The sequence below is a fragment of the Cohnella sp. OV330 genome, from assembly GCF_900112065.1.
GTDB lineage: Bacteria > Bacillota > Bacilli > Paenibacillales > Paenibacillaceae > Cohnella.
This window is the reverse complement of sequence record NZ_FOKE01000001.1, coordinates 511032-524094: the sequence shown is the minus strand read 5'-3', so window position 1 is coordinate 524094 and position 13063 is coordinate 511032. Positions and strand designations below refer to the sequence as shown.

Here is a 13063-nt window from a genome sequence, read left to right as displayed (position 1 = left end):
CCCCCGCCGTCAGCCCATCCTCAGGGCGACTTGCGTTCGACCGAAGCGCCGATACACTTCGCTTCACGCTGATTTGTCCAATATTGATACGATGTGCTTGCCCTTTGGCAAGCGTTTCTTTTTTGCCCGATATCGTCCGATTGAAGCTGGAAAAAAAGGTTTAATACGTGGAGAGTCTGACATTTTTCATCAAGGAGGACATTCATGTATCGGCAACTACGCGCGCTTGGGGTCGCTCTTTTTGGAATAGGATTCATATGGTCGCTCGGACATCCCGCCGGCTCCGCGCTGGCAGCGTCAACGGGAACGACGGGGAACGCGAAGGCGGCCGCGTCGGTAACGGCTACCTTTAAGGACCGGGATCCCGAGGCGGGTGAGATCGGCGGCATTTTCTATTGGAACACGACCGGGGCCGACGCCGCGAAGGGCTATGAGGCATACCTGGTGGACGATAAAGGCAAGCGGTACGGCAAGGCGCTCGGCAGATACGTCGCTGAACGGCAGTCTATCGTCATCCCCGAGGACACGAAGGTAACCGGCAAAGCCGCGGCACTCGGCCTCTTCAACTCGGCTGACCAAGGTAAATCCGCGGCCGTGCCGATCGCGAAGGCGACGCTGCTGGACGAGCCCGCATATCGCGTCGGGGAGCTGACCTACAAGGACGCCAATCCCGGCGCAGGCGCCTGGGCTTCGATCGCGTGGAGCGATCCGGCGGACGGCACGGTTTACGACGGTTACCAGGTCGAATATCCGGGCGGCACGGAGAAGATCGCAAAGTCGGCGTCGGGCCGCTACAAGCTGCCGCTGCTCGACCTCGACATCCTCGGCGAAGTGACGGTCGTGCCTTTTCGGAAAGGCGGCGTATTCGATTATAGTGCCAGCGCGCGGGTGCAGGCGTACGACGATATTCGCGACGAGGCGACGAGCTGGGTCGATCCGGGAGATGTAAATTCTGCCAGTGCGCCCGTGTCTGATATTCACTTCAAGCCCGTCCTTTCCAGCGGCAAAACGCGTGTCTCCGGCGAGTTGAGCTGGTACGACGCGAACAGCTCCACGGCGGTGAGCTACGTCGTGTACAGCGCGGATGAAGCGGGGCGTCCGATCCAGCCGCTCATCGATGTGACGAACGACTATCCGTTCGACGGCAGGGCGTGCCGCGTGACGCTGCCCGAATTTAAGCTGGACGGCGTTGATAGTGTCGCCGTTTTCGCGATGCGCGACGATGGACATTCCGCAGCCGTGTCCGTTCCGGTCGGCGGAGATCCCGATCCGCTCTTCGTAGATACGGACGATGCAAAAGGCGAGATCGGCGGCACCGTATACGTGAAGCCGCGCTTCCCCGACTACGGGGCGACGCTCCACTTCATCGACGAATGGCAGCAGCCGATCGGCGATACGCTCGACACGGTACTGGGCGAAAGCCGCTACTTCGAGATCCCGGCTGGCACCGCCATCCCCGATGGCGCGTGGAAGCTCGCGATCTACGACAACGGCGGCCTTGAGGGCAGCGAGTTCGAGAAGCCGCCGCAGTATATTCCGTTTGAGGATAAGTTCGAAGATAAGTGAGGCTAGATAGTGGGCAGACGAGCGAGAATGTCCGCGGCTGCACGTCGTATCGCGCAAAAGTGCAGGATAGCGGGGGGAAGGACGATTGGTGCGAGGCTATCGCGCAAATCTGCGCGATAGCGCGGCTTAATTCGCGATCAAGAGGCGATTAAGGGGTTGTATCCTGCAGATTTGCGCGATAGACGTCGCAAAGCGCTTTATCGGGAGGTCTATCGCGTCCAATTGCAGGATAGAGTCGCTTGTGCGAGGCAGTGTCTGAACGAACGGTGCCACGGCCACTGCCGCGCCTTCTCATCGTTGACACCGACCATCGCGTTGGATAGCATGAAGGAAATAGCTGTCTAGCCGGAGGTGCGGAAGCGGGATGCAGGAACTCGTCGGAGGAAATGAGAGAGAGCAGGAGGGGCGAGGCAAGGCAGACGGAGTCTGCCGTCCCGGCATCCTCGTCATCAGCCACGGCTCGCGCGAGCCGGGCTGGGTGGCGCAGGTGGAGGAGGCCGTCGCGGAGGCGCGGACGAAGCTGCCGGCGGACTTGCCGGTCGTGGCCGCTTACCTCGAACTGGTCGAGGGCCGGCTGATCCAGGACGGCGTGCGCGCGTTGGAGGCGCAGGGCGTGACCGACATCTACGCGCTGCCGTTGTTCGTCTCGTCGGGCAGCACGCATGTCGACGAGATCGGCTGGGCGCTCGGCGCGTATGCGGAGCCGCGGCGCGAGACGGATCTGGAGCCGATCGCCGTCACCGCGCGGCTCACGTATGGTGAGCCGATCGGCAGCGATCCGGAGATCGCGCGCGCGCTGGCGGACAAGCTCGCCGCGCGGTCGCGCGAGCCGGCGTCCGAGTGCGTGCTGCTCGTCGGTCACGGCAGCGACGAGCCTTGGTTCTATGAAGCGTGGCGCCGGGAGCTCGAGGGGCTGGCGGCAGAGCTCGCGCGCATCGGCGGCTATGCCGGCGCGGATGCGGCGCTGCTGCGACCGGACGAGCCGGCGGCGCGGATCGCGGGCTTGCGCGCGCGGTATCCGGAGGCGCGGCTGCTGGCGGTGCCCGTTTTCCTGAGCGAAGGGTACTTCACCTCGTCGGCCGTACCGAACCGGCTAGCGGGGCTGGATATCGACTACGCCGAGAGCGCGTTGCTGCCGCATCCGCTCGTCAGCGACTGGATCGCCGGCAGGGTCCGGCATTGGCTCTCGCGCCGCACGGAACAATTGGAAGTTTGACCGAATAAATAGGACGAAGAGAGGCCTCCGCTTGATGAAAAAAGCGGGGGTTTTTGCCGTTCGATGTCAGGACGGCGTAAGTCGTGTCCGAGGCTGCGCGTCGCCCGCCGGCCGCGTTGACATTGGCATGACGATTCAGTAGCATGAATAGGTAAAGGTTGAATCGGATCGGATAGAGAGCTATAGAAGAGGGGATTCAAGTTGGATATTGTGAGAGCGCGGTTGATCTACAATCCGACCTCGGGCCGCGAGGAGATGCGCCGGAGGCTGCCGCAGATTTTACAGCGTCTCGAACGCGGCGGGATCGAGACGTCCTGCCACGCGACGGAGTCGGAGGGCGATGCCGTTCATGCCGCTTCCGAGGCGGTGGAACGGGGCTTCGATATCGTCATCGCGGCAGGCGGCGACGGCACGCTGAACGAGGTGATCAGCGGCATCTCCCCTCACGAGCGCCGTCCCGTCATCGGCATTCTGCCGGTGGGGACGACCAACGATTTTGCCAGGGCGCACGGTATCCCGAAGAAGTGGGACGAGGCCTGCGACCTGATCGTGAAGCGCTACGCGAAGCCGGTGGACATCGGACAAGCCGACGGCAAGTACTTCATTAATATCGCGGGCGGCGGCTCGCTGACCGAGCTCTCCTACGAAGTGCCGAGCAAGCTCAAGACGATGATCGGGAATCTGGCCTATTACATACGGGGATTCGAGAAGATCGCGCGGCTGCGTTCCTTCCATATGAAGATCTCGATGGACGGCGTCGGCGAGTTCGAGGACGAGTACATGCTCATGCTGATCGCCAACAGCAACTCCGTCGGCGGCTTCGAGAAGCTCGCGCCAAGCGCCTCGGCGAGCGACGGCATGTTCGACGTGCTGCTCATGCGCAAGTGCAACCTCGGCGAATTCATCCGTATCGCGACGCTGGCCATGCGGGGCGAGCATCTGCAGGATTCGCACATCACGATGTTCCAGACGAACCGGGTCACGGTCGAGTCGGACGCGGACCTGGACATGAATCTCGACGGGGAATACGGCGGGCAGATGGCCCGGACGTTCACGATGCTGCCTGGACATGTGCGGATCATTATGGATGAGCTGGGAGAGTCGAAGTATCACTGACGGGATTTCATCTTTATATAGAAGCGGAACCTATGAACGGGGCTGGACAGCATGAGTGACAAGGACAAGCGAGGCGACGGCGCGCGGAGTGGAGCAGCGAATCGAGGCGGCAAGTCCGGGGGCGGCGTCGGGAAAGAAGGGCGACGTGCGCCAGGCGGAGCCGGCGATCGCGATCGGGCGAGCGGCGGCCAGCAGGAGCGGGGGCAGTCGAGCGGAGCGGCGGAGCGCGCGGATTCGCGCGGAAGCGGCGCCGGCGGCGGCCGCGGAGCTTCGGGTGCAGGCGGCGGGCGGCCGCAGGGCCATCCGCAGCATTCGCGCGGCGCGCGGGACCGCCGGCAGGGCGAGGCGCCGCGCCAGATCGCGGGCGTGCCGGTCGCGGTCGGCGATTCCGTCGTCATCGACGTCGTCGGGATGACGCATGAAGGGCAGGGTGTAGGCCGGGTCGAGGGCTACACCCTGTTTGTATCCGGCGCGGTGCCGGGCGACCGGGTGCAGGCCGAGGTGCAGAGCATCGGCAAGTCGTTCGGCCGCGCGCGCATGGCCGCGCTCGTCGCGGCGAGCCCGGACCGCATCGCGGCGCCGTGCGAGATCTATGAGGCCTGCGGCGGCTGCCAGCTGCAGCATTGGGGCTACGCGGCGCAGCTCCGCTGGAAACGGGAGCACGTCGCGGGCGTGCTGGCGCGCATCGGCAAGCTGCCGGTGGCGCCGCTGGAAGAGGCCGCCGGCGAAGCGGGCGGCCGCGAGAGCGCCCCCGATGCGGGGCGCGCGCCGGTCGTCGTCCATCCCGTCATCGGGATGGACGAGCCTTGGCGCTACCGCAATAAGGCGCAGGTCCCCATGGCGGCCGGCATCGGCGGCCATGGACTCATCGGCGGCTTCTTCGAGCAGGGCAGCCACCAGGTCGTGGACATGGAGGCCTGCCTCATTCAGCAGGAGCAGAACGAAGAGACCGTCCGCGCCGTCAAGCGCATCGCCCGGTCTCTCGGCTACTCCGCCTACGACCGCGCCACCGGGCGCGGTCTGCTTCGGCATGTCGTCGTCCGCCATGCCGAAACGACCGGTCAGCGCATGGTCGTCCTCATCACCAACGGCCGCGACCTGCCGCACGCCGACGAGCTCTGCGGACTCATCCGCGAAGACATCCCCGGCGTAGCGAGCATTTGCCAGAACATCAACACCAGCTCGACCTCCCAGGTGTTCGGCGAAGAGACCCGCGTCCTCTGGGGCGACGACGTCATCTACGACGAGATCGGCGGCATCACCTTCGCCATCTCCGCGCGGTCCTTTTTCCAGGTCAACCCGACCCAGACCGAGCGCCTCTACCGGACTGCCGTTGACTACGCCGGCCTCACCGGCGAAGAGACCGTCATCGACGCCTACTGCGGCATCGGCACGATTACTCTCTTCCTTGCCCGCCACGCCCGCCGCGTCTACGGCGTCGAGATCATCCCCGAAGCCATCGAAGACGCGCGCCGCAACGCATTGCTCAACCACATCGCAAACGCCGAATTCGCCGTCGGCCCGGCCGAAGTGATCATGCCGCAGTGGCAAGCCGAAGGCGTCGCCCCCGACGTCATCGTTGTCGATCCGCCGCGCAAAGGCTGCGATCCTGCGCTGCTGGCAACGATGCTGGAGCTCCGACCGGCGCGCATCGTCTATGTTTCCTGCGATCCGGCTACGCTCGCGCGCGATCTTCGCGTGCTGGAGGATGGCGGCTATCGAACGGTTGAGGTTCAGCCGGTGGATATGTTTCCTCATACGACCCATGTGGAATGCTGTGTGTTGATAGTGAGAAGTAAAGAATAAGCAAAGGGAGCCAAGAATCTGTAGAAGATCCTCGGACTTCCGTCTGCTTTTATTTCGATACGGTCAATTAGTCTGTGAAGTAAGCTGCAGCCGCCGCCCCTCCATCTTCGGAATAGTCATTCGTCCCATCACAGCTCCGTAAGGCCTCATCATTATTATTCCCCTAATAGAAATGGTTCACTTCACCATCTTGCAAGTGCCCGAATTTACCCAATTGGAAGTCCGATTCCACAATACCACGAAAATTTTTTACCTCCATTTATAGAGACCCGTAAAAATCCATAAACTTTTTTGTCGAAGTTTGTCATTCTGTTGTCATTGGAGTGTGCTAACCTTGTCCATGAGAAGTAGGATTAAATAGGGGGCATTTTTATGAATCATTCATTGTTTAAGAGGTTAGTGTCATTTCTAGTTATTGCATGTCTATTATTCTCATCATATGGGGTAGCGTTTGGTGCTTCAGCATCTGAAATCTCAGACATTAAGGGACACTGGGCAGAGGATGAGATTTCTGCATGGCTGGACAAAGGACTTATTAAGGGATATGAAGATGGAAGCTTCAAGCCAGGGAAGTTGATTACACGTGCAGAGTTCATGGCATTGATTAATCGTTCCTTTGGATTTACAGAAGAGGCAGCTATATCGTTCCATGATGCCCCAGCAGGAAACTGGGCTTACGCGGAAATTGCTAAGGCAGTAAAGGTTGGATACATAAAGGGGTATGCAGACGGTACGATCGGTGCCAACAATCCGATTAGCCGACTAGAGGTTGCGGCGATTGTAGATCGTCTGTTAGGACTTTCGGATAACGAAAATGTTCCAACAACGTTCACCGACTCCGACTCTATCGCAGTATGGGCTAAGGGATCTGTAGACGCGGTTGTGGCTAAAGGCATTATGAAGGGTTTTTCAGAAGACAACAGCTTCAAACCAAGTAAATGGACTACACGCGCAGAAGCAGTGGTTACGCTAGATCGCGCGATTAACACACAGGCCGTCACTTATGACAAAGCCGGTACGTATGGTCCTGCTACAGGGAAGCAAACCGTAAATTCTAATGTCGTTGTTCTTGTTGCGGGAGTCACCTTACAGAACATGGTCATTAACGGCGACTTATTATTAGGAGAGGGAATTGGCAATGGAGATGCATTCTTAAATAATGTCACCGTTACAGGGACAGTAACCGTTCAAGGCGGCGGTGAGAACAGCATTCATTTTAACAACTCTGTTCTAGTTGATATTGTTATTGATAAGAAAACCGGAACAGGTATTGTGCGTATTGTTGCAGAGGGTTCAACGACTGTAGCAATGGTCGTCGTAAATTCGCCAGCAACGATAAGCGAGATGAATATATCGGGTAGCGGCTTCGCAAATGTAAATCTGAGTTCTGCGATTCCGGCAGGAACCAAAGTAACCTTGCTAGGTGAGTTCAACACGGTGAATGTAAGCTCACAGCAAATTCAAGTCGATTTATCTAAAGGCAGCATTGAAAATCTAAATGCGAATGCGAATGCAACAGGGATGGCTCTCTATCTTGCAGCAGAAACCCAAATCAACAAGATCATCTTGAATGCAGTGGTTAATATCCTCGGCCCTGGAACAATTGTGGCGGCAACGATAAACATACCGGGGTCTACCATTCAGACACCCCCTCAAACAACGACAACACCTCAAAGTGGCAATGGGGGTAACGGTGAAGGCGGCGGTGGAACTACAGTCGTTAACGTAAGTACGATTACAGTCACAAGTTCAGGGGATGCAGTCTATGTTGTTAATGGGGCAACCTTACAGATGAGTGCAACGGCAGCGCCAGCTAATGCAACCAATAAGACGATTGACTGGACAGTTACTGATGGAACAGGAACAGCAACAATCGATGCAACGGGGCTATTAACAGCAACAGGAGTAGGGACGGTAACGGTAACAGCCTTGAATGCGGCATCTAAGGTTACAGGGACGAAAGTAATAACGATAACGACACCGACTTTGGTAGCGGAATATATGAACGCAGCTGACATTGCGGCAGTTAGAGCATTACTGGATGCGAATGCATTGGAGTTAACTTTAACCGACTATGCTGGACTAGATGTAACAGGTAAGACAGAAGTGGCAACAGCATTGTTTAATACGAGAGCAACAATAACAACCAAAGCATTCATCCAAACAACAGTAAGTGCAGCGATCATCTCTGCAAAACCGGCATCAGACGCTAGAATAGCGGAAGCAGAGACTGCAGCGGCAAATGAGGTAATTACGGAGGACATAGCAGCGCTCGTAGAAGATACCATTAAGAATGGAAATGTATCGTTGAACCAAGTAATTACCGATCTTGAACTAATTACAACGGGACAACACGGTTCAACAATCGAATGGAGTTCAGACAGCGAAGCGATCAGCGCTAATACGGGAGTTATCTCACCTTCTGATAGTGGTAACTCATCTGTGACATTGATTGCGACCCTTACTAAGGGTAATGGGACACCGCAGACCAAATCGTTTCAAGTCACAGTATTAAAGGCTACATTCCCTGATGATACAAGATTGAAGTCCCTTAATTTATCCGATGTGACATTAATTCCAACATTTCACCCGGATATCTACTCTTACAGTGCAACCGTACCCTACAATGTGACAAACACAACCATATTAGCTGAATCATTGAATCCAGGGGGGTCTATACACTTAAATTATGATTTAGGCGTCAAAGAGCTAGAGGTTGGTAATAATGAAGTTCAGATCTATGTGAATATGGCAAGTGGGTCTTACTATGGAATCTACTCGGTTCAAGTTTATAGGCAGTCAGAAGAAGAAACAGCTGCAATGTTAGCACAACAAACAGCGATTGAAGCTATTGAATCCTACACTGGAGAAGATATAGATCTCATCGAGACGCTAAGCACGGCATCCGGTGGAGATTCAGTTATTGAAGAGAATGTAGCTCTCTATATCGTTGCTATTCTAGCAGCGGAGGATGGTGCATTAAATTCAGAGGATAAAATTAATGACATGATAGAAAAGGTAAATGCCATAGCAACCATCGAGTCATTCGATGTGTCTACGGATATGGATGTATTGTACGAACTAAACAAAGCAACAGGGCTAGATACAGCTATTGTACAAAATCATTATTCTTATAGAGCAGCGATTATTGCGGCTGCAGATGGTGAACTCGATACTTCAGAAGAAATTGCAGCACTAGTGGCAAAAGTAAACCGTTTAGAGGATAAGAGTTTAAGTGCATTGGTATTAACGAATGTAACCTTAGAACCCGCATTCTCACCAGATATTTGGAGTTATACGGCAACCGTATCGTCAAATGTTTATAGCACAACTATTTTTGCGACTACAACAAATCCGAAGGCATCCATACATCTAAATTATGATAATGGGATCAAGCAGCTGAATGAAGGCCAATGGAATGAAGTTCAAGTTTATGTTCAGCCTGAAAGTAATAACTATTACGATATTTATACGGTTAATATCTTTAGAGAATCAGGAGCAGAACAATTAGCTGTAGTAGCGAAAATTGAAGCCGTTACAGATGCCGATTCTGCCAAGCTCATTACAATTGACGATCTTATTCTTGCAACTGGACATAATTACGTGACGGTGGAAGGCTTGGAAGCTTATAGAACTGCTATTCTATCAGCTGCAGAAGGTAGTTTGGATACCGTAGATGAGATTATATCAATGGTAAACGATGTAAACGATATGTTGTACGAACAAGGGAAATCATAACTAGGGTGGACAATGTGAATAGTAAGCAAAAAGTAGATCTGAATTCACAGATCTACTTTTTTGCTTTGGTTAGAGATGTAGGTGGATATCGGGATTCCTTCATTGATTCAACAGCCATTGGTGGAAAACGCCATTAGACATGGCCTGATGTCCAGTTTACGTGGGGGTACAGTAATAGTATCCATTAAAAAGGGAGCAAACGCCATAGTCAGCTTTACTGTAGAGGACAATGGATGTGGGATGAGCGAAACAAAACGCGAGGAAATACTTAATCCGGCTGTGAATAAGAAAGGCGTAGGGCTATGGAACATAAGCCAGCGCATCAAGCTTCTTTACGGAAATAGCCTGCATATTGAAAGTGCAGAAGGAATAGGGACGAAGGTTTGCTTCGACATTCCGACATGACTGATCAAGCAGACTGGAGGCTGCGTTTCTTAACCCAGTTGAAGCTTACGAATTTGTGAAGAACAATTCGATACATATTGCGTTTCTGGATATTTCTATGCCGGAGGTTGATGGTATGAAGCTTTCCGGCATGTTGCTTGATCTCGATGCTTCCATAGACGTGGTCTTTGTAACCGCCTATGACAATTATGCGGTTCAAGCCTTCGATATGAGTGCTTTGGATTATATAGTGAAGCCTGTAACCGCCCAACGTATTTCAAAAACGGTGGACAAAATCATAAGAAGACTTCGGAGCGCGGCTGCAGAGTCCTCCATGGAGGTTACCCATAAAACGACAGAGGAAGAACTATTTAATCAAGAAATACTAACCGAGCAGAAAATGAAGGTTTTACGGCTGGTCTCAAAAGCAAGTAAAGTAAAATCGTCAACCTAAACTGATATTATGTTAATAACAAGGGTTATCCTTAGAGCGGTTAATAAACTGCATAGGGGATAGCCCTTGTCTTATTTCAAATATAAAGCCTCCACCCATGTGGAGACGGTAGTATCTTTGATTTATAAGGGGTTAAAGTAAGGCTATAGCGGACGAACAGATCAGGGTTCCATTTAGGGAATACATCTATCCATTCTGTGAACGGGTTACATCTTACGATTTTTCGGCAAGTGCAGGGTAAAGGTCGACCCCTCGCCTTCGCTGCTTGACACCTCGATGCTTCCGCCGTGCTTCTGGGCGATCAGATAACAATAAGACAAGCCGAGTCCGAAGTTCGCGTCGCTTTGCTTCGTTGAATAGAACGGATCGAAAATTTGCGCTTTGGCTTTCTTAGCCATGCCTTTGCCGTTATCGGCAAAATCGATCAGAATCCCGCCCTTGCCATCATAAATCCGAATCGCAAGCGTTCCGCCGTTCTCATCCACAGCTTCAACCGCATTGCCGATGATGTTGCTGAACACTTCCTGCAGATGGAGTTTATCGCATCGGATATCATAGTCTACGGCGTAATCGGTGGTAACGGAAACACGCTTGCTTTCGAGCAGATAATGATTGGAATGCAGCGCATGCGTCATCAGATCGATTAAGTTCGCCGTACCTTCCACAAGCTCAACGTCCTCGATTTGCTTCTGGATCCGTTTGACCATTTGCATCACTTGCTTTGTTTCTGCCAATATCCGCTCAATATCTTCGTCGATTTGATCGTTGCTTTGGGCATGCACGAGCTCCTTTACTCTCCCCGTCAGCAAGTCGATGTTGGTTATGCGATTTTTCACGGCATGGTTAAACATAGCGGCACCGGATGCAATCCCTTTGATCTTCTGATCGTGCAGTTGTTTCTCGAACCTTATTCTCACCCCAAGTACGCCGAAACGAATGGCGGCAACGATAAAAAAAGCAAAGGCGATCCAAACGACGACGGAAACGTTAAAGTATCCGTCGAAATGCTGATGAACAGCCCTATTAACATGATTAAATACGACGATAGCGAGAATCGGCGGAACAAAGAAGCACGCCGTAATGAGCCGATATTTTCTCTTATCGCGATCCCTTTCCCTTAAATAAGAAGAGATCAGCAGGAAACAACCACCCAAATAATAAGGAGCCGTCCATAGGAGCATGAGACGAAAATCAATCTGAATCTCAGGGCGCAGCGGGCTAATGAGCAAAGTCACGCATAGCGGAATAAGAAGCGCGTAAGCGAGGACGTTCTTGGTTCTTGGTGTCGCTGCATCAGAATAGGTAATCGCGAACATAACGAATCCATAGGGAGAGCAGGCTTGAAGGAGGAAGAAGAAGAAGCTGCGCAGCGCGGCCTGCGCAACCACGTCGGAAAGACTGCCCAATCCCACAAAGAGTAGAAACAAAACCGCCCATCTGTTCGATTCCTGCTTCGGGCCATAGTGGAAAAGAAACCCGGCAAGCAACAGATCCAGGATGGTTGAATAGATCAAACTTATACCTCCCACTAACGAACCCTACATCGCATATCCGTTCATTGGCGCGGTTAGACTCGTCATTTCCATCTAAACATTTTTAACTAAATATTGACAATAAAAATTTCGATGGTTAAGGTTAAACGGAGGGCTTCATCGGATCCCGAGTCATTCGGGATTTCAGCGGAAGCAGCAAGGCAAGCACCTGAACAATATCGCTGCCGATTACCCCCGATTCGATGAGCGCATCGCTCAAGTGGCCCAATACATCGTCAAAATGCGCCGGCGTAATTTTTAGGTGTTCATGAGCTTGCGTCAAGCTCTTGCCCGCGTAATAATCCGGGCCTCCCGTTGCAAAAGAGAGGAATACCGTTTGATGCTCCATAAGCTTTGCATAATCGATATTTCTGAAATAATGAGATACTTTCGAATCTTCCTGGATTTTTCCATAAAAGCGTTCCACGACCGAATGAATGCCGGTTTTTCCTCCGAGACGATCGTACAAGGATTGAGTCGGTTCGTTTCCCTTTTCCATAAACAGCCCCCTATTCGTGAGTTACGATCGGAAAGGAGAGAATCATGAAACCCATTCAAGTGTTCGTATGCGACGACGATCCGTTATTTCGAGAACTGATCGTTGATTATCTGTCACGCGAGCCTGATCTGTCAATTTCCGGTTCTGCCGCGAATAAGCACCAACTGCTCAAAGCAGTCGGAGAAGCGCCGATCGACGTCTTGCTCTTGGATATTAATTTGACGGGAAACAATTATGACGGACTTGAAATCGCCTACGAATTACGCTCCAAAGCGCCTGACCTGAAGATTATCGTCCTCTCCTCGCTGGACGAGGAGGTCGTCGTGACGCATGCCATCGCATACGGACGAGTCAGTAATTACATTACGAAAGAACATTACCGGGATATTCCCGACGCCATTCGCGGCGTTGCGGCAGGCAAGGGAAACCTGCATCATTCCTCTGCCGGCACTTTAATGAGAAGGGTATCTTCTTCCTATGAAGAGGAACTGAAGAGAAAGTTAACCACGCTGCAAAAAGAAATTTTACGATTTCTACAGCAAGGCAAAAGCAGCAGCGAAATTGCGGAGCTCTTGTACTACAATGAACAGTCCGTCAACAACGAGCTGTGCAAGATTACCAAGCTCATCAAAGGCAGGTTCCCCTATTTGGAGTGGCTTCGAATCAAGAAGCACAACCGCCAACAGCTCTTGGAGATGACGATTCAGCTGAGGCTGTTGGATTGAAGCATAAACCGGGCGTAGCGAACGTCC

The 13063-nt window shown here is 53.2% G+C and carries 10 protein-coding genes; 8 read left to right on the top strand and 2 right to left on the bottom strand.

Annotated elements, in window-relative coordinates:
• The first annotated feature begins 204 nt into the window (after positions 1-204).
• The 7 genes from BM235_RS02030 (at position 205) to BM235_RS02000 (ending at position 10280) form a co-directional block, all read left to right on the top strand.
• Positions 205-1566: a hypothetical protein gene (locus BM235_RS02030; protein WP_090108863.1), complete on the top strand. Its 1362-nt coding sequence runs from the start codon at positions 205-207 to the stop codon at positions 1564-1566.
• A 364-nt stretch (positions 1567-1930) separates the two neighbouring features.
• Positions 1931-2782, top strand: a complete 852-nt coding sequence (locus BM235_RS02025; RefSeq protein WP_090108862.1) for a sirohydrochlorin chelatase — start codon at positions 1931-1933, stop codon at positions 2780-2782.
• 201 nt (positions 2783-2983) lie between these two features.
• Positions 2984-3898, top strand: coding sequence for a diacylglycerol kinase (locus tag BM235_RS02020; RefSeq protein WP_090108861.1), 915 nt, complete (start codon positions 2984-2986; stop codon positions 3896-3898).
• A gap of 51 nt (positions 3899-3949) precedes the next feature.
• A complete protein-coding gene (gene rlmD / locus BM235_RS02015; protein ID WP_090108860.1) occupies positions 3950-5704 on the top strand; it encodes a 23S rRNA (uracil(1939)-C(5))-methyltransferase RlmD in 1755 nt (584 codons plus the stop codon).
• Between the two features lie 372 nt (positions 5705-6076).
• Positions 6077-9442: an S-layer homology domain-containing protein gene (locus BM235_RS02010; RefSeq protein ID WP_090108859.1), complete on the top strand. Its 3366-nt coding sequence runs from the start codon at positions 6077-6079 to the stop codon at positions 9440-9442.
• Positions 9443-9523: 81 nt separating this feature from the next.
• Positions 9524-9847, top strand: a complete 324-nt coding sequence (locus BM235_RS02005) for a sensor histidine kinase (RefSeq protein WP_090108858.1) — start codon at positions 9524-9526, stop codon at positions 9845-9847.
• A 13-nt stretch (positions 9848-9860) separates the two neighbouring features.
• A complete protein-coding gene (locus BM235_RS02000) occupies positions 9861-10280 on the top strand; it encodes a LytR/AlgR family response regulator transcription factor (protein ID WP_090108857.1) in 420 nt (139 codons plus the stop codon).
• A 206-nt stretch (positions 10281-10486) separates the two neighbouring features.
• Here the strand turns inward: BM235_RS02000 and BM235_RS01995 are convergent, their stop codons facing one another.
• Both BM235_RS01995 and BM235_RS01990 read right to left on the bottom strand, forming a co-directional pair.
• Positions 10487-11794 (bottom strand): sensor histidine kinase, encoded by a 1308-nt coding sequence (locus BM235_RS01995; protein WP_090108856.1) that lies wholly within the window; start codon positions 11792-11794, stop codon positions 10487-10489.
• Between the two features lie 121 nt (positions 11795-11915).
• On the bottom strand, positions 11916-12311 hold the full coding sequence (locus BM235_RS01990) for a group I truncated hemoglobin (RefSeq protein ID WP_090108855.1): 396 nt from the start codon (positions 12309-12311) through the stop codon (positions 11916-11918).
• 44 nt (positions 12312-12355) lie between these two features.
• Between BM235_RS01990 and BM235_RS01985 the strand changes: the two genes are divergently transcribed.
• Positions 12356-13036, top strand: a complete 681-nt coding sequence (locus BM235_RS01985; RefSeq protein ID WP_090108854.1) for a response regulator transcription factor — start codon at positions 12356-12358, stop codon at positions 13034-13036.
• The last annotated feature ends 27 nt before the right edge of the window (positions 13037-13063 follow it).